The following is a 17,327-nucleotide window of genomic DNA, read 5'->3' as shown; positions in this document are numbered from 1 at the left end:
TCGTGAGACAGAGGATTGAAATGAAAATACTATCGCTTGAAGAATGCCAGCGAGATTTAGCCGCTTTGGACGCGGCTGACAAACTAACCAGCAACATGAAAGTAGAAATCGACCGCTTCAAAGAAATGGATACCAGCAAGCTCATGAAAAAAGCCATGGGAATGTTGATGGGTGGCAACTTATCACTGGAGGCTCTAGGGCTTCCCGTCAATCTATTTGAGCAATTAGAGCAACTCGAAAAACTTAATGGGGTGGCGCGCAATAAATACCGCGCTGTCGTCGTGGCCAACCAAGAGCAACTTGGAGATGTGGAAAGCGTCGAGGTGAAACATGGCTAAATATGAAAACCCTGTTCGTGGGTATATTGCTTGTCCTGTTTGCCAGTCTGCCGCCACCACTCACCAAGTGGGTGAGGGGCAATTGATCGCGTCTGGTGAGCCACCAAAAAACAGCCGTAACATTGGATTGATGTATTACCGTTGCCCTGAGTGCGGCAATAGTTCGAATAGCAAAAAGGTTACGGAGTTCATCAAAGCTAATTCCGTTGCTGAGTTAACCGAACTTAAACCGAACCTAACCGAGAAAGGTTCGGTTATTGAGTCGGATTTGATAACCGAGCCTAACCTTATCGATGCAATTGAGTTAACCGAATCGGTGCAAGTGGATGAAGCCAGTAAAGACGAGGTTTCCAACCGAGAGATAACCGATACGGTCGATGATGAAAAAACAGAAAAGACCCCAAGCAAATTCCCCTTTAAACGAGTAATCACGGGGTTAGCATCGGTTATCTTTATTGTTTGGGCGGTGTCTCAACTGCTACCGAAGGCCTCAGCCGAACAACCGCAAGGGGGGGAGCATGGAGCAAGTTAACGAAACCTTACCAGGTGAACAAGTTGAACTGGATGATTGGGGGGATTTTGGCTCCGTTATTCATCAGCTTGAAGAACAAGAAAAAACCGAGAGCGATGTAGTTGGCTTAACCGAGCCAACCGAGACGGTAACCGAAGATAAAACGGAAGCTATGGCGGGCTTGCTGAATATTTTGTTTGCCTTAAGCGAGCAAGCGACCTCCATCATTTCGGGAGTTGAATTTGAGTTTGACGGTAAAGGTAAGCAAGCGGTGATGGATGCGGCTGAGCCTGTCTTTGCAAAACACGGTAGTGCGCTTATGGGCGTGTTTGGGGATTACATCGAAGAGGCCACCTTATTGCTTGCGGTTCTTGGTTTGATTTATGCCTCTAAAAAGCAATTGCTCATGTTGCAACAATCAAAGGAGGTGGACGGTGAAAAAACCGAAGCCCCTAGCCCTACCGAACCCCGTTAACTCGACCCCGTCACATGATGCCGAGCACACCATTTATGTGGCAGGAACAGGAGGAGGTAAAACCTCAGCCGTCAAGCATTTGGGGCTAGTCCCTAAAACGGCTCAAGCGGTCTTTTTTGACCCCTACACCAACTACGCAGGGAGTAAATTTCAAGGCCAAATGTGCCACGGCACTTCATCACGCTTAACCTTTGTCAAAACGCTCATTATGGCGCGTCGTCGCGGTGGCTCGTTTAAGCTGGCCTACATTCCAGCAAATGGGGCAACGGCCGACGAATTAGAGTTCTTTGCGTCGGTGGTGTGGTCGGTGGGTAACGGTCGGGCTAGCCAGCTCTATACCGTTATCGAAGAATTGGCGTCATGTGTAGAAACCTCGGGCAAGCTTCGAGGTCGTGCGGGTGAGCTTTTGCGCGGAGGTCGTCAATACGGTCTGGTGGTGCATACGGTGTTTCAACGAGGGCAAGAAGTACCAAAAACCGTGACTGAACAATCAAGTGTTTGGTGGGTAGGCGCGGTTAACTCAATGAGTGATGCTCACTGGATAGCGGATAAACGCGGGTTGGATGTGAATATCGTGGCGGGGCTAAAGTCTGCCAAGGTCAATAAAGAACGCATTGGTAAACCGATAGCCGAATACTTATTGATTGGTGATGGTATCGGCAACATCGAGCACAAAGCGTTTAACTGTCAGTCAGGCTCTAAGCTCAATTTAAACTACCGTTAATCGACCTTTTTAACCTATAGGTTACCCGTTCAACCTATAGGTTACTTTCCCTTCCTTTTTTTTCCTCACTCCTATTTGATAAACGCTCAATTTGATTATTCACAATCCAACGTCGAGAGACAGGGGAACTCATGAAAGCTCAACATAAAAACATGTTGATTGCTGTAGCACTGACCTTACTGGTGATTGCCATCATCAATAACGTATCAACGCTAGAAGCAATCAAAGAACTCATTAACGGCAAGCGTGGCTGGTTTTAAGGAGATATAAACATGTCAGTAAAACCAATCAAACTTAATTCCATGGTCGGTGCTGCTTGGGGACAAAAAGGTACGTTACCTATCCCTGTTGGTCCTACTTATCAAGAGTTGGTATTAGAGACCAATGCCGAAGCAGCCGATATTGAGCGTTTGTCTATCACGCTTAATGCAGAAGAAATCTATGTCTTAACGGGCAGTGAGATTTTGATGCTTGAGCGTTACAAACAACGTGCTCATACAACAGGCCACTACGTGATCCCATTTAGTGATATTTCCGCACGTACTAAAAATGGTGTTCGTTACACGGGGTTGGTGACGGAAGCGGGTGACAACATTCACTTAGATATCCAGTTCAAAGCGAAAGCCAGTGGCGACCCGCTATCGATTCAAGTTCATGCGTGGGTGACTAATGCACAACCTGCACGAATCATCGTGCCAATGGTTAAGCGTGAAACCATGCCAGCGAACGCGGCAGGGGTGAACGAATTCACAAGCCTAGTATCAAGCCCGTTGATTAGTTTACGTCGTGCGCACTTCATGCACACGGGTATCACTAAACTCGAAGTTGAGCGCGACTTTGTTAAAGAGTACGAAGCCAATAAGTTTATCAATGAAGCGAACGCCAAGCGTAACGAACGTACACCTCAAGCGGGTTACTTTCACTTCGATCCTATTGTGCGTGGTTTTTCTATCGATGAGCTATTTCCAACACAGCACAGCTCTAACTTGAAGTTCTCAGTAACAACGAGTGACGTAGCAGGCTCAATCCCTATTTTGGTTGAATCGGTGAAAGTGGTTCGCCCTGAAATGCTCGCGGGTCGAAGCTAAGGAGCCGATATGAGCTTTTTTGATGACCTCTTAGAGTTTGGGGGCGGTGCGCTTGATAGCGTGGGTGAAAATGCCGATTGGCTGTTTGGTGATGATGACAATTCATCTAACCCAAACACTACCCAGCAACCTAACGCACCCGTTGTTGATAATAACGGCAACGCTGTTACAACCCCTCAAGGCTCACTTGTAGCGAAAGATAACACCCTGCTTTATATCGGTGGTGGTATTGCTGTGCTGTTAGTGCTGGTTCTGCTTGTTGTCATGCTGAAAGGTAAATAGTTATGCCATTACTTTTCATTGGTTTAGGTGGTCTTGGTCTTGGTTCTGCGCTTGGGTTTGGTGTGAGTCAGGGCATCAATAAGGCTCTGACTGCTACCGCGTTGATTGCCTTGTTATACCTTGCCTACAAATCGGGAGTGTTTCGCTAATGCTAGGTTCATTAACGTCTTTAACGGGTGGCGGTGGCTTGACGGGCGGGTCTTCGGGTCCAGCAAAATCAGGTAACACGTCTAACACCACAAATAACAGTGGCTTTACTGCTGGCGCAATGAATTTTGGCAGCAACAACGGCATACCGTGGTGGGGAATTGCGCTTGTTGCTCTGATTGCGCTGTATGTTCTCACTCGAAAGTAACTTAATTCCTGAAACTTGGGGCAACGCCAAGCCGAGGCTATGTAAAGCCCTTGGTGATTACCTCAAACAAGCAGAAATTGAAGTTCAAGAGGGGCGAGAGTCCCTTTATCGAGTGGAAGATACCTACATGTTACTGCGCGGTGAGCAATCACAATCAGGCTCTAAGGAGTTGGTGGTTGTTGCGTTAGCGGGTGATATGGCCGCGGGTACGCTCAGTGCCATTAATCACGGTAAAGCGAATGGGTTTGACTCCATTCGCGCCCACTTTAGCAAACGCGGAGCCCATCGCTATATTCAGCGTAAATTACGATTGCCTGTTCTAGAGATTGAAACTCACAAGAATGAGCATGTATTACAGATAAGGTTTGATGATATGGGCGGGAAAAGTAGCTCAAAGAGTGATGCGAAAACCGTCACTACAACCACAAACAAAAGCAATAGCCAAGGTATCGGTGGCGATAACAATGGCTTTGCGCTGTCAGGGATAGAAAACTCTGACATTAATTTAAGCATGACTGACCATGGCGCAATGGCGGTTGCAGGTCGAACGGCAGAAGAAGCGTTTAAATTCGGAACTGACGCATTAGATTTTTCAGCGGACACCGTTGATGCCTCTTTGGGCTTTGGTGAGAAAGCGTTAGACGGAGCGTTCAGTTTTGGTGAGGGCGCATTGGATGCAAATGCAAATCTTAGCGAGCACGCGATAGATTCCATTAAATCCATGGCAGGCCAACAAACGGAAACGACCAAAGCAGCACTTGCCATAGCAGGAGCAGCAAAAGCGCGAGAGCAAACGGGTGAGAACGAAAGCAATAACGAGTTACTGAAAAATGTGTCTCTTATGGTCGGGATTCTCGTCTCGGTATTAACGATGGCTTATATGTTCGCGGGGCGTAAGCAATGAAGCAACTGCATACCTTAAATACTGGCGAAGCCATTAAATTTAACGCAGGTCAGGCTGGTAAGTACCTCATCATGCGTGAGGCCAGTAATACCGTCATGCTGCGCGGTGATGCTCTGCGACCTGTAGAGATTGAACGCGGTGACACGGTTGATATCACTCGTTTTGACGAGCTTGAACTTTTTAATCACAAAGCGGATGCCGTGACGATTGAATATCAAATCGCAGATGTTCCAATCATCACCAAAGCGCAAAAAATTGATATTAGTAATTCGGTAGCGATTAGCGAGATTTTAACGCCAATTACCGTTGATAAAGTTCTATCCCCGATAAAGGTGGGCGAAGTCCAAACCGAGGTAAAAACACGCATTCAAAATGACGTCCTCAAGGTGGAAAAGCTTGCTGATTTGTACACCTTGCAAAAGGTCGGCAGTGGGTTATTGGACTTAACAAGCGATGAGCAAATTATTGATGGGAAAGCTGGGCGTAAAGGGCTCTTTATTCAGGCTTCTACCGACAATGCCAGTCCCGTGTTGGTGCAAGGCTTAATTGATCTTACAGCTGGCGGTCATACATTAATTCAAACGGATGCCATCGTGACACTGCAAGGTGCCATAGGCGATAGCGTGAAAGTAGGGGAGTTTATCTAATGTTCCAACTTTCAAACCCACCCCAAGCTTCTTCGAGTTCGGGCTCAGTTGGGGAAGTCGGGGCTAATGTCTTGGCCTGTATTCCTCTAAGTGCTCAAGATGGCGGGAGTGCGTCCGGTTTCGTGACCATCTTAAATAACCTTTATGACGATCCTGAGCGTAGTCATAACGCGGCTCTGTATCATCGAAATGAAAGCATTAATGGTGAGTGGGGTCGAAGAATGCAATTAAAGTCAGCAGTCGATTTGATAACGAAAGCGGAGCCTTATGATTCTGTATCGTTAATGATGTCGGTCACGCTCAAAGGGAAGATAAATCTTGATGCGTCAACGGCTGCGAAGGTGAGCGCGTTAGATACTCCTATTTCTTGCGTAATCGGAATTAAGACTCAAGCCGCCCCATCATATAGAGGCGCGTATTGCAGTGTGACAGCTGCGTACTCTTCGAGTGATTCGTCATTGGTCTTCGGTGGCTCGTCTGATGTTGTTCTTAATGTTCAAGCGGGCGATGTAGCCAGTATTGCTGAATCAGAACTTCAAATTTCATTCGATGTGGAAGATATAACTAATGATGTGATGGTTTACTTGGAAGAGGCACCTGCAACGTTAGAAAACTTGTTTGGGCTTATTCATGTCAAAAAGACGTGGATTGCTGAGGAAGCTGTTTATCCGGTGCCTGATTAACAAGGGGTTGGTGGTAATGAATATTAAGTATTTGCTAGTACTGCTTTTCCTGATCCTGTTTGTGGGGTACCTAATGAAAAAAGACAAGATAATCAAAATAGTGAGTGGCTTTGCTTTATCAGCTAGAAGTGAGATGCGCATGGTGGGCGTACGCGGTGATTTAAAGCGAGTCGTTCGCCGTGCTATTGAGCTAACCCCGTTTGATTTTGGCATTACGTCAGGTAAGCGTACCGCAGAGGAACAGAACGCTCTATTCAAACAAGGAGCAAGCCAGTTAGACGGATACAACAAAACAAGCCGTCACCAATCAGGCTGCGCGGTTGATTTTGTGGTGTACGACGAAAACGGCAAAGTGACGTGGGGCTTTAGTTATTACGAACAAGTGAGTTGGGCATTCAAACAGGCAGCGGATGAGTTAGGTATTCCGATTGTATGGGGCGGTGATTGGGTCAGCTTTAAAGATGGTCCTCATATCGAGCTCGATAGAGCCTATTACTCATAGTTACACCATCAAGTATTTAAGGAAGAGCAAATTACTATGAAAAGCTTATTAGAAAAAATCGGAATCGACCTTGACCAACCATCCACGAAAAAGGGTTTAGCGTTACTTGGCGCGGGAGCTGCTTTGGTAGCTGGTCACCCTGAACTTATCACCGCTAGCGTATCGGCAGACGGTGTTCAATTCGGTGGCATTATTGGCGTAAGTGCTCCAATAGTATTTGGCCTATGGGAAACCCTACGCAATGAGTTCAAGTAATGGCAGAGTATCAAACAATAATTGTCGCTGTTGTCAGTGCTTTGTCTAGCGGAGTGGGGGTAGGTATCACACTCAAAACGGATGTTAAGTGGTTGCGCTTGATGATGGAGAAAATGGATGAGCGTATTACAAGGCTTGAAAGTGGTAATGGGTAAAATAGACAGCCTTTCGACTGTCTATTTAAGTTACTCTTTAATCAAATCTGCGACTGTATTGATACAGTAAATTAGCCCTTTGACAAAGAAATCAGGTCGTAATCTGAAAATAGTAAAACCTGTGTCGAACACCTTACGCAGTATAGCTTTGACGCTTTTTGGCAACATAATCACACCTATATGGTTGTGTTAATTTGGTTGCCAAGCCTGTACCCACGATCTATAGTCTCGGTGTCAGATATTGAGATTTAGATATCTAGTGGCCACTTTTTGAGTGATTGGCGTTACTCTAGACTTGGCTTCGAATTCGAACCCTGCCTTTTGGTGGGGTTCTTCGTTTCTGGTTAAATAATCAACGTTTTCTGTATAACTCCTTTCTTATGTTGTGAATAAAATAAACACTACATCATGTGTGTGCTTCCCTGAAGGCTTACAAGATAGTGCTACAATTGAACTTTTTCAAGGTAAAGAAATTGGGTTGCTTGTGGATAAGTGGTGAATTGAAAAAAAACTGTAAGTGACCACTAACTGATGGTAATAGATACCACTTGATTGTATAAATATTGCATTTTAAGGATGCTTTATTTTTACGCATTCATAAAAAAAATTCCCTTGATCTTTGACTAAAACACATAACCCTATTTTTTGGTCGGAATTACACATAAGTAGCTAAATTTTTGGAGGTTTTATGATAAACCAACCTTAATGAGTCACTGTGCTAAAAGGGGTGAAGACTTACTGTCCGCAAGTATTGAAGATAATTTAGAGAGCGCGCCACAAACTGCCATGAAGTAGTTAGCTTTTAAGTGCTCTCCCCAGAGTTGACCAGAAGATCTACAATAAAAAATTTAGTGTCCATAATGGCCTAAACTTAGTAGACAAAATCTATTTAAGGTTCTGCTTTTTATGTAAATTCTTCGGAAACAACTGCGTGTAAACCTGCCATAAAATATTCAAATTTCTGTGGCCTGTGACTTGGGCTACTTCTTCAATTGAGTAACCCTTTTCAAATAACCGACTCGCTCCCTCTCTACGTAAGTCATGATACCTTAAGTCTTCTATGCATAACTCATTTCGAACTCTTTGAAATCCTGCGCTAACACTTCGTGAGTTGTATGGAAAAATAAGTTCACCTTTGTTTGGTTGATTTAGCGCGATCTCAAATGACTCGCCCAGTAACGGTACAATCATGTGATTACCTTCTTTCTTCCTTGGGTCTTTTCTGTCTCTGACAAGAATTGTTTTATGTTCTTGGTTGAGGTCTTCCCAACGAAGTTTGCAGACTTCGCCAATTCGCATGCAAGTGAGAATGCTAAACTCAAGAATGTCGGTGAACGGGATTCGAGTTTTGCCGTTTGGCCGGAAAGACTCACGTTGTTCTAATCCAAGCTTTAAGCGTTTTAGTTCTTCGGAAGTTGGGCGGCGTGTTCGTTTCTGGCTTTTACCTATTAGTGCCATATCAATGAGAACCGGAATTGCTTCATCAAATATCTGAAAGTTGGCCGCGATATTGAACACAGGCTTTGCTTTTTTCATCACAGAACGGAGGTAAGCAACATCGTGATAGACCGTTGCACCGCCAGCTCCTCCACCTTTTCTGTTTTTACAGTGTTGGATTAAGTCGCTAGTTCTTAGCTTGTCGCTTTCAATCTTGGATATGTCGCAGTCACGAAGAAGCTTAATTACGTATTGCTTCGTTCGTCCTGTTTTATCCCATAAATCAGGCTCTTCCATAAACTTGTCCAGAAGTACGTACAACGGTACGGATTTCTGTCCGGATTCGTCAGGGTTTTCTAGCTCAAGAACCCGCTTGTTTGCATAGGTTCTAGCGAGTTCTTTTTTCCTGAATGTTTTCGATTCCCTGTGTATAATCGCCGAATTCTTTTTGACTACAATGTCCACTGTGAAGCGTGATTCACCGCTTTTTAGTGTTCTTTTTTTAATGCTAAATGATGCCATTCGTCCTACTCCATCGATACGTACTATATGCGTACTGAAAGGGTGAGTTTGGGGCAACTCTAGCAAATTGCTGTATATATATACAGTATATAGATTTCGAGTAACACCTTATGAAACCTGACAATACTAGTAAATACGCGGCTAACCGCTTATCCGTTGCACCCATGCTCGATTGGACTGACCGCCACTGTCGTTACTTTCACCGTTTGCTTTCTCAGCAGACTCTTCTGTACACGGAAATGGTAACAACGGGCGCGATCTTACATGGTAAGGGCGACTTTCTAGAATATAACGAGCAAGAGCATCCTCTTGCTCTTCAACTCGGCGGTTCTAATCCGGTTGATCTGGCTGCTTGTGCAAAACTGGCTGGTGAGCGCGGTTATGATGAAGTGAACCTTAACGTAGGTTGCCCTTCAGACCGAGTTCAAAACGGTCGCTTTGGTGCGTGTTTAATGGCTGAGCCAGAGCTGGTGGCAGATTGTGTGTCAGCAATGAAAGAAGTGACTGATATTCCAATTACCGTGAAAACGCGTATCGGTATCGATGACCAAGACTCTTATGAGTTTCTAACTAAGTTTATTTCGACGGTTTCTGAAAAAGGCGGTTGTGAGCAATTTACTATCCATGCGCGTAAAGCATGGCTGAGTGGCCTTAGCCCGAAAGAAAACCGTGAAATCCCACCTCTAGATTACGATCGTGCATACCAAATCAAGAAAGATTTCTCTGATCTTGTGATTGCTGTGAATGGTGGCATTACTACTCTTGAGCAAACTAAAGAGCACTTGCAGCACCTTGATGGCGTGATGATTGGTCGTGAGGCTTACCATAGCCCATTTATCTTGGCTGAAGTCGATCAGCAGATCTTTGGTTTAGACTCGCCAATCAAGAAGCGCTCACAAGTGGTTGAAGAAATGTACCCGTACATCGAACGTGAACTTTCAAATGGCGCAAGCTTAGGACATATCTCTCGTCATATGCTTGGTTTGTTCCAAAGCATGCCGGGTGCAAGACAATGGCGTCGCTACATCAGTGAAAACGCACATAAGAAAGGTGCAGGTATCGAAGTGATGCAAACAGCATTGGCTAAGATCCCTAAAGAGCTAAATGTTTAACCTCCCTCTAAGTTAAAAACTTAAGGTTAAATTCGCCATTAGAGGCTAAATTTACCACTACAAGTTTCCGAAAAGCCACACATGAAGATGTGTGGCTTTTTATTTATCTGATAAATAAGGATTTTCTTGGGTTGGCATACTTGGTATGGAAGCTGCAATGTTAGAAAGTAGGAAAGATAGGTCATTAACTCATTAGGGAGACCATTATGTTTGAATTAATCTTTGTTCTTATTTTCGTTGCAACTCTGCTTGTCACAGGTATCACGTTTATGACGGTATTGGCCGCAACCGGAGTAGCGTTATTAGTCATGTTGGTCTTAGGTATGATGGGCGTTGTGTTTAAGTTACTGCCTTGGTTGATCGTGATTGCAATCGGTGTGTGGTTTTTCAAAAACTTTGTACACAGTTCTAACCAGAGACGTTACTAAGGTCATAGTGCCGTCAAATCTTTACTCGTCAGCGGTTTATCGTTTTAGAATTTAAGATGTGTGGTAGAATTTTCCCCAATAATCTATGAATGTGCATACAATTAGCACTACGATATGGAATTGGAGCTATCTCAAATGAATAAAATGCCATTAATTGCTTTAGTGGGAATGCTATCTTTAAGTTCAGCAGTGTCTGCTGCTGAAGAGTTTTCTTACACGGCTAAAGTCGGTGCTGATATGTGGTGGGGAAGTACAAAGTTAAACGAAGTTAGACAAGATGACGATTCTAACTCTCCTTCGTTGTATTTCGCATTTGAGCATAATGCCCCGATGCTACCAAACGCTAGTTTTCGCTATACTTCTGTCGATGCGGATTCATTGGCCTTCGATAAGTACGACTACACCTTCTATTACACATTGTTAGATCACAAGCTGATGAACTTTGATGCAGGTGTGACGTTCACTCAGTACTCAAACTCTAACTACATTGAGCCTAAAACGAGTACTCAAGCAACCTTTGATGAATTTACGTGGAGCTTCTACGGTAACGCAGAGATAAATGTTCCTGACACCAACTTCGATATCATCGGTACGATGGAGTTCGGTGATAGCAGTGGCATTAAGAGCACTGACTTGATGGCGGGTGTTCAGTACCGAATTCCAGTATCAGAATCTGAAATTGCCCTGCGTGGTGGTTACCGTGTTATCGACCTAGATTCGGATGAGTTCTTTAGCTCGGAACTAGGTAAGAGCTTTGTCATGGTCGATGGTTGGTTTGCTGGTGCTGAAGTGTGCTTCTAGGCCATATAAAGCAAATTTAGAACGAATTTTAAGAACGCCACTTTATTAAGTGGCGTTTTTTTATATCTATTGGTTACTTGAGTATATATCTTTCTGGAATTAGTTAGCACATTCATCACTTTCGACCATCCTTAATACAAAGAGCTAATTAGCGTCTATTCTTATAAGGTCTATGTAGTGAGGTCAAAGCAAGGGATGGAATATGACACTCAATGAATTACGAAATTTATATAGAGAAAACCTGTTAGTTGAAGCCATCATAGAGCCCTCAATTCAAGAAGGGTCTTGGGTTGTGGAGTTTCGTCATATGGGTGGTGGCTTTGTTCTGCTTACTGATGTTCATGGCGAAGAGTGTCATTACGCGGATTTAGACCTAGCATCTAAGTCGGCAATGGCGGTTGGCTTTCAGCAAGTACGCATTGAAAACCAGTAAGGCCATTTACGTTTCAATCGGTTTTTACTTCCAAAAAGTTATAAAACATACTTTTCTATTCTTTCTTGTTATTAAAAGGAGTGGTTAATCTATCGTCACGCAATGATTAGGGATGTCGTGACCATGTCTTTAAATAAGAAAGAGTCTTCACAAAACAATAATGCACAGTCTGGGGCTAATGAGTTACCTGGGCTAGCAGCACCACTTAATGACCAACAATTGGGTCATCTTCAGCAAACTGTTTCTGAACTGTCTTCACAGCAACTGGCATGGGTCAGTGGTTACCTTTGGGGAGTGAGCCAAGCTCAACCTGTCGGTGCTGCTGCGCCAATCGTTCAAGCGGCCGCTGCAGTAGCGGCTAAGCCAGCGGGCAAGCTCAGCATTATCTTCGCTTCTCAAACCGGTAATGCTAAAGGCGTCGCTGAATCGCTCGAGGCAGAAGCCAAGGCCTTAGGAATCGCGGTCGAGCTTTTCGATGCGAGTGATTATAAAGGTAAGAACTTAGCCAAAGAGACGCACGTCATTTTCGTCGCTTCAACCAATGGTGAGGGCGAAGCCCCTGACAATGCTATTGAGTTGCATGAATTCCTTCAATCGAAGAAAGCGCCAAAATTATCAAACCTACAATACGGTGTGATTGGTTTAGGTGACTCTAGCTATGAGTTCTTCTGCAAAACGGCTAAAGACTTCGATAACTTCCTCGCTAAGCTTGGTGCTAAATCGTTTGTCGATCGCCTTGATTGTGATGTTGATTACGAAGAGTCAGCAACGGAATGGCGCGCTAAAGCATTAGAGCAAGTAAAAGAGACGCTATCGACAGGCACTGAAGCCGATGTGGTTCAATTACCTGTAGGTCAAGCGGCTGCTGGTCATTCGCAATACACCAAACAAAACCCATACACAGCGACACTATTAACCAGCCAAAAGATCACGGGTCGTGACTCGGGTAAAGATGTTCGTCATATCGAGATTGATCTTGATGAGTCGGGTATTACTTACCAACCGGGTGATGCACTGGGTGTGTGGTATGAAAACAGTTCAGAACTCGCGAATCAGATCCTTTCTAAGGTTGGGTTATCTGGCATCGAAAGTGTCGATGTCGATGGTGACAATCTATCTATCCATAGTGCGCTAGTGAGTAAATTTGAGATTACCACTTCAAACCCTCAGCTTGTGACCAAGTTTGCTGAGTTATCTGGCAGCAAGAAGTTAATCAAGTTGGTGGAAGATAAAGACAAGCTTCGTGAATACGCGGGCAATACTCAGATCGTTGACGTACTAGCAGAGAAGAAAACCAAGCTATCGGCTGATGAGTTAATTGGCCTGTTACGTAAGCTGACTCCGCGCCTCTATTCTATTGCATCAAGCCAAGCGGAAGTGGATGAAGAAGTTCACTTAACGGTTGGTCTGGTTGAATACCAAAAAGGTGAAGAGTCTCGTTTAGGTGGAGCATCAAGCTTCTTGGCTCAGCGCCTTGAAGAAGGTGGCGAAGTGAAGGTGTTTGTAGAGAACAACAATAACTTCAAGCTACCACAAGACGACAATACACCAATCATCATGGTCGGCCCGGGTACAGGTATCGCTCCTTTCCGCAGTTTCGTTCAAGAGCGTGAAAACAATGATGCTGAAGGCAAAAGCTGGTTGTTCTTCGGTGACCGTACCTTTACTCAAGATTTCTTATACCAAGTTGAATGGCAGAAGTACCTTAAGTCTGGCGCGCTAACTAAGCTAGATGTTGCCTTTAGCCGTGACCAAAAAGAAAAGGTTTATGTTCAGGATCGTTTAATCGAACAAGCAGAGCAGGTTTGGCAATGGCTCCAAGAGGGCGCGTACCTTTATGTTTGTGGCGATGCGACTCGAATGGCGAAAGATGTCCATGAAGCGTTAGTTACTATTGCGGAAAAACATGGCAATCAGAGCCGCGAACAAGCTGAACAATATATTAATGATTTACGTAAAGCGAAACGTTACCAAAGGGATGTCTACTAATGAGCAAGCAAGTAATAGAGCAAGAAGTGCTAGGTCAAGTACTTGGACCTTTGGCTGACAATGAACGTCTTAAGCGTGAAAGTAATAACCTACGCGGTACGATTGAACAAGATCTCCAAGATCGAATAACTGGTGGCTTTACTGCTGATAACTTTCAGTTGATTCGTTTCCACGGTATGTATCAACAAGACGACCGTGATATTCGCAACGAACGTACCAAGCAAAAGCTCGAACCGTTACATAACGTAATGCTGCGTGCTCGTATGCCTGGTGGCATCATTACCCCTAAGCAGTGGTTGGCGATTGATAAGTTCGCAGACGAAAGTACCTCTTACGGTTCAATTCGTCTAACAACTCGTCAAACGTTTCAGTTCCACGGTGTCTTGAAGCCGAACATTAAGTTGATGCACCAAACGCTAAATAACATTGGCATTGATTCAATTGCGACAGCGGGTGATGTAAACCGAAATGTTCTGTGTACGACAAACCCGGTTGAGTCTGAGCTTCACCAAGAAGCTTATGAGTGGGCGAAAAAGATCAGTGAACATCTATTACCGAAGACTCGTGCTTATGCAGAAATCTGGTTAGATGGTGAAAAACTAGAAACAACGGATGAAGAACCTATCCTTGGTAGCAACTACCTACCGCGTAAGTTCAAGACGACGGTTGTCATTCCTCCGCAAAATGATGTGGACGTCCATGCTAACGATCTTAACTTTGTTGCTATTGCTGAAGACGGAAAGTTGGTGGGCTTTAACGTGTTAGTCGGTGGCGGTCTTGCTATGACACATGGTGATACCTCTACTTATGCACGTAAAGCTGACGACTTTGGTTTTGTGCCATTAGATAAAACGTTAGATGTAGCAGCGGCGGTGGTAACGACTCAGCGTGACTGGGGTAACCGTTCAAACCGTAAGAATGCAAAAACCAAATACACGCTAGACCGTGTTGGTATTGATGTATTCAAAGCAGAAGTAGAAAAGCGTGCAGGCGTAGAGTTTTCTGAAAGCCGACCTTATGAGTTTACTGGCCGTGGTGATCGCATTGGTTGGGCGGAAGGCATTGATGGTAAGCACCACTTGGCGTTATTCATCGAGAATGGTCGTTTACTTGATTTTCCAGGTAAAGCTCTGAAAACAGGTGTTGCTGAAATAGCGAAGATCCACAAAGGTGACTTCCGCATGACTGCAAACCAAAACCTAATTGTTGCGGGTGTGTCGACGAGTCAAAAGGCCAAGATTGAAAAACTGGCGCGTCAATATGGCTTGATGGACGATGCTGTTTCAGAGCAACGTAAAAACTCAATGGCGTGTGTGGCTTTCCCAACATGTCCTTTAGCAATGGCAGAAGCTGAGCGTTTTCTTCCTGAGTTTGTAACGGATGTTGAAGACATTCTGAAAAAACATGGATTACCAGAAGAAGATAACATCATCCTTCGAATCACAGGTTGTCCAAACGGTTGTGGTCGTGCAATGTTGGCTGAACTTGGTTTAGTGGGTAAGGCTCCGGGGCGTTACAACATGCACTTAGGTGGCAACAAGGCCGGAACTCGTATCCCTAAGATGTATAAAGAGAACATCACATCAGCTCAGATCTTAGAAGAGATTGATGCGCTGGTGGGACGTTGGGCTACAGAACGCAACGACAATGAAGGGTTCGGTGATTTTACAATCCGAGCTGGCATCATCGAAGAGGTGATCATTTCCAAGAGGGATCTGCATGCATAATTCTGTCGCTTCAAAATTGAAGTTAGCAGAGCTACTCGCATTGACTAAGACGGAGCAAATACTTCGTCTTGGGCAAATTAATGCTGAGTTAGAACAGCTAACAGCATTAGAAAGAGTTAAATGGGCATTAGAAAACTTGGAAGGATCACATGTTGTGTCTTCAAGTTTCGGCATTCAAGCCGCGTTAATGCTGCACTTAGTGACTCAAGCAAAACCAGATATTCCGGTTATTCTGACGGACACAGGGTATCTATTTCCTGAAACATATCGCTTTATCGATGAGTTAAGTAAGAAGTTGACTCTAAACCTTCAAGTCTTTCGTGCCCAACAGAGCCCTAATTGGCAAGAAGCGCAATATGGAAAACTTTGGGAGCAAGGTATAGAAGGGATAGAGAAGTACAACAAGCTTAATAAAGTTGAACCGATGAGAAGAGCGCTAGATGAGCTCGAGGCTGGGACATGGTTTTCCGGTTTAAGAAGAGAGCAATCTCAATCGCGTGCAAACTTGCCAATCTTATCTATTCAAAATGGTGTGTTTAAATTTTTGCCGGTAATCGATTGGACGAATAAAGATGTTCACTATTACCTAGAAGAGCATGGTCTCGGTTATCACCCGCTTCGAGAGCAGGGTTACCTTTCTGTTGGAGATACACATACAACTAAGAAGTGGGAACCGGGTATGACTGAAGAAGAAACTCGTTTTAATGGGCTGAAACGCGAATGTGGTCTCCATGAAGATGATGGAGAGCAATATGGTTCTGGGATTTAGACTCATTGCTATTTAAAAAGCTGCCATAAGGCAGCTTTTTTTAGTTTCTAGGGGATAAAATTAAAGCGATTGTGGATAAGTCTGTGGTTATTGTGTAGTTACTTTGTAGTTAAAGTTGCATAAATAAGGCTTTGAGTGTTTATTCGTCATGTAATCGTTATTTTTGCATTTTTCTTTAATAAACACTTGCCAATGTGATGAACATCTCTATAATGCCGCCTCACTGACACGGCAGACGCCACAAGGCTTCAGCGCAGAATGTTAGTTAGGCAACTAGCTTTAAGCGATTATTCGCTCCTACTTTTAGAAAGTAGAAATTAATTTTCAAAAGTGTTTGACACTGAGAATTAAATCGCTAGAATGGCCGCCTCTTCCGAAGTGATGTAAGTCACAACGAAGAGAAGCTCTTTAACAATTTAAACCTATCAATCTGTGTGGGCACTCGTTGATGAATATCAAAACGTTTTATCGTTAGATAAAACAGATTCTTCGGAATCAACTTTGGTTTCAATGAACTGAGTGACCAATACAAATAACTACTTTCTCTTGTAGAAAGAAGGTATTTGGCACAGTCAATTCATTATCTTTCTGTTGGAAAGATAATAGCTTTAGAATTACTTTTTGTAGTTTTGAAGTCAGTATTCATTGAGCCGACAAAATCTTAAATTGAAGAGTTTGATCATGGCTCAGATTGAACGCTGGCGGCAGGCCTAACACATGCAAGTCGAGCGGAAACGACACTAACAATCCTTCGGGTGCGTTAATGGGCGTCGAGCGGCGGACGGGTGAGTAATGCCTAGGAAATTGCCTTGATGTGGGGGATAACCATTGGAAACGATGGCTAATACCGCATAATGCCTACGGGCCAAAGAGGGGGACCTTCGGGCCTCTCGCGTCAAGATATGCCTAGGTGGGATTAGCTAGTTGGTGAGGTAATGGCTCACCAAGGCGACGATCCCTAGCTGGTCTGAGAGGATGATCAGCCACACTGGAACTGAGACACGGTCCAGACTCCTACGGGAGGCAGCAGTGGGGAATATTGCACAATGGGCGAAAGCCTGATGCAGCCATGCCGCGTGTATGAAGAAGGCCTTCGGGTTGTAAAGTACTTTCAGTTGTGAGGAAGGGGGTAGCGTTAATAGCGCTATCTTTTGACGTTAGCAACAGAAGAAGCACCGGCTAACTCCGTG

Annotated in this window: 23 protein-coding genes and 1 rRNA gene; 23 read left to right on the top strand and 1 reads right to left on the bottom strand. The window is 44.3% G+C overall.

Going from position 1 to position 17,327, the window contains the following annotated elements; all coding sequences use genetic code 11:
• Nucleotides 1-20: 20 nt before the first annotated feature.
• The 15 genes from CWO27_RS21860 to CWO27_RS23655 all read left to right on the top strand — a co-directional run bounded on the left by CWO27_RS21860 (nt 21) and on the right by CWO27_RS23655 (nt 6,919).
• The gene (locus CWO27_RS21860) at nt 21-338 is read left to right on the top strand and encodes a hypothetical protein (protein ID WP_086774729.1); all 318 of its coding nucleotides are present in this window, start codon (nt 21-23) and stop codon (nt 336-338) included.
• Nucleotides 331-870, top strand: a complete 540-nt coding sequence (locus CWO27_RS21855) for a hypothetical protein (protein ID WP_102279179.1) — start codon at nt 331-333, stop codon at nt 868-870. Before CWO27_RS21860 ends, CWO27_RS21855 begins: the two co-directional genes overlap by 8 nt.
• Nucleotides 857-1,324: a hypothetical protein gene (locus tag CWO27_RS21850; RefSeq protein WP_102279180.1), complete on the top strand. Its 468-nt coding sequence runs from the start codon at nt 857-859 to the stop codon at nt 1,322-1,324. Before CWO27_RS21855 ends, CWO27_RS21850 begins: the two co-directional genes overlap by 14 nt.
• Nucleotides 1,284-2,048 carry a hypothetical protein gene (locus CWO27_RS21845; RefSeq protein WP_102279182.1) on the top strand — a complete coding sequence of 255 codons (765 nt, stop codon included), beginning with the start codon at nt 1,284-1,286 and terminating at the stop codon, nt 2,046-2,048. Before CWO27_RS21850 ends, CWO27_RS21845 begins: the two co-directional genes overlap by 41 nt.
• A gap of 131 nt (nt 2,049-2,179) precedes the next feature.
• Nucleotides 2,180-2,308: a hypothetical protein gene (locus CWO27_RS23835; RefSeq protein ID WP_258185233.1), complete on the top strand. Its 129-nt coding sequence runs from the start codon at nt 2,180-2,182 to the stop codon at nt 2,306-2,308.
• Nucleotides 2,309-2,320: 12 nt separating this feature from the next.
• Complete coding sequence (locus CWO27_RS21840; protein ID WP_050621038.1) at nt 2,321-3,136, top strand: major capsid protein P2; 816 nt, start codon at nt 2,321-2,323, stop codon at nt 3,134-3,136.
• A 9-nt stretch (nt 3,137-3,145) separates the two neighbouring features.
• Nucleotides 3,146-3,418 (top strand): hypothetical protein, encoded by a 273-nt coding sequence (locus tag CWO27_RS21835; RefSeq protein WP_102279183.1) that lies wholly within the window; start codon nt 3,146-3,148, stop codon nt 3,416-3,418.
• A 2-nt stretch (nt 3,419-3,420) separates the two neighbouring features.
• On the top strand, nt 3,421-3,567 hold the full coding sequence (locus tag CWO27_RS23660; protein ID WP_170960258.1) for a hypothetical protein: 147 nt from the start codon (nt 3,421-3,423) through the stop codon (nt 3,565-3,567).
• The gene (locus tag CWO27_RS21830) at nt 3,567-3,773 is read left to right on the top strand and encodes a hypothetical protein (RefSeq protein ID WP_004735824.1); all 207 of its coding nucleotides are present in this window, start codon (nt 3,567-3,569) and stop codon (nt 3,771-3,773) included. Before CWO27_RS23660 ends, CWO27_RS21830 begins: the two co-directional genes overlap by 1 nt.
• On the top strand, nt 3,754-4,677 hold the full coding sequence (locus CWO27_RS21825; RefSeq protein WP_102279185.1) for a hypothetical protein: 924 nt from the start codon (nt 3,754-3,756) through the stop codon (nt 4,675-4,677). Before CWO27_RS21830 ends, CWO27_RS21825 begins: the two co-directional genes overlap by 20 nt.
• Nucleotides 4,674-5,324: a hypothetical protein gene (locus CWO27_RS21820; protein ID WP_102279186.1), complete on the top strand. Its 651-nt coding sequence runs from the start codon at nt 4,674-4,676 to the stop codon at nt 5,322-5,324. The genes CWO27_RS21825 and CWO27_RS21820 overlap by 4 nt, the downstream gene beginning before the upstream one ends.
• Nucleotides 5,324-6,007: a hypothetical protein gene (locus tag CWO27_RS21815; protein WP_102279188.1), complete on the top strand. Its 684-nt coding sequence runs from the start codon at nt 5,324-5,326 to the stop codon at nt 6,005-6,007. Before CWO27_RS21820 ends, CWO27_RS21815 begins: the two co-directional genes overlap by 1 nt.
• 73 nt (nt 6,008-6,080) lie before the next feature.
• The gene (locus tag CWO27_RS21810; RefSeq protein ID WP_102279208.1) at nt 6,081-6,509 is read left to right on the top strand and encodes a M15 family metallopeptidase; all 429 of its coding nucleotides are present in this window, start codon (nt 6,081-6,083) and stop codon (nt 6,507-6,509) included.
• 36 nt (nt 6,510-6,545) lie between these two features.
• The gene (locus tag CWO27_RS21805; RefSeq protein ID WP_102279189.1) at nt 6,546-6,764 is read left to right on the top strand and encodes a hypothetical protein; all 219 of its coding nucleotides are present in this window, start codon (nt 6,546-6,548) and stop codon (nt 6,762-6,764) included.
• A complete protein-coding gene (locus CWO27_RS23655) occupies nt 6,764-6,919 on the top strand; it encodes a hypothetical protein (protein WP_170960830.1) in 156 nt (51 codons plus the stop codon). The genes CWO27_RS21805 and CWO27_RS23655 overlap by 1 nt, the downstream gene beginning before the upstream one ends.
• Before the next feature lie 885 nt (nt 6,920-7,804).
• Here CWO27_RS23655 and CWO27_RS21800 read toward each other — a convergent pair.
• Complete coding sequence (locus tag CWO27_RS21800) at nt 7,805-8,878, bottom strand: site-specific integrase (RefSeq protein ID WP_102279191.1); 1,074 nt, start codon at nt 8,876-8,878, stop codon at nt 7,805-7,807.
• Between the two features lie 110 nt (nt 8,879-8,988).
• Between CWO27_RS21800 and dusA the strand changes: the two genes are divergently transcribed.
• From dusA to CWO27_RS21755, 8 genes are all read left to right on the top strand, one after another.
• Nucleotides 8,989-9,990 (top strand): tRNA dihydrouridine(20/20a) synthase DusA, encoded by a 1,002-nt coding sequence (dusA, locus tag CWO27_RS21795; protein WP_107899495.1) that lies wholly within the window; start codon nt 8,989-8,991, stop codon nt 9,988-9,990.
• A gap of 206 nt (nt 9,991-10,196) precedes the next feature.
• Entirely contained in the window at nt 10,197-10,418 is a 222-nt protein-coding gene (gene pspG / locus CWO27_RS21790) for an envelope stress response protein PspG (protein WP_017059950.1), read from the top strand.
• 135 nt (nt 10,419-10,553) lie between these two features.
• Entirely contained in the window at nt 10,554-11,219 is a 666-nt protein-coding gene (locus CWO27_RS21785) for a TIGR04219 family outer membrane beta-barrel protein (protein WP_107899494.1), read from the top strand.
• A gap of 202 nt (nt 11,220-11,421) precedes the next feature.
• On the top strand, nt 11,422-11,652 hold the full coding sequence (locus CWO27_RS21780; protein ID WP_004735813.1) for a hypothetical protein: 231 nt from the start codon (nt 11,422-11,424) through the stop codon (nt 11,650-11,652).
• A gap of 123 nt (nt 11,653-11,775) precedes the next feature.
• Nucleotides 11,776-13,641: an assimilatory sulfite reductase (NADPH) flavoprotein subunit gene (locus CWO27_RS21775; protein ID WP_107899493.1), complete on the top strand. Its 1,866-nt coding sequence runs from the start codon at nt 11,776-11,778 to the stop codon at nt 13,639-13,641.
• Nucleotides 13,641-15,368, top strand: a complete 1,728-nt coding sequence (cysI, locus tag CWO27_RS21770; protein WP_050621048.1) for an assimilatory sulfite reductase (NADPH) hemoprotein subunit — start codon at nt 13,641-13,643, stop codon at nt 15,366-15,368. Before CWO27_RS21775 ends, cysI begins: the two co-directional genes overlap by 1 nt.
• Nucleotides 15,361-16,137, top strand: a complete 777-nt coding sequence (locus CWO27_RS21765) for a phosphoadenylyl-sulfate reductase (protein ID WP_102433533.1) — start codon at nt 15,361-15,363, stop codon at nt 16,135-16,137. The genes cysI and CWO27_RS21765 overlap by 8 nt, the downstream gene beginning before the upstream one ends.
• A 663-nt stretch (nt 16,138-16,800) precedes the next feature.
• Nucleotides 16,801-17,327 (top strand): 16S ribosomal RNA (locus tag CWO27_RS21755); the annotation flags it as partial.

Source organism: Vibrio sp. 10N.286.51.C3, assembly GCF_003050065.1.
Classification (GTDB): Bacteria; Pseudomonadota; Gammaproteobacteria; order Enterobacterales; family Vibrionaceae; genus Vibrio; species Vibrio crassostreae.
The sequence above is the reverse complement of the archived record's forward strand: the minus strand, read 5'-3'. Positions and strand labels throughout refer to the sequence as shown.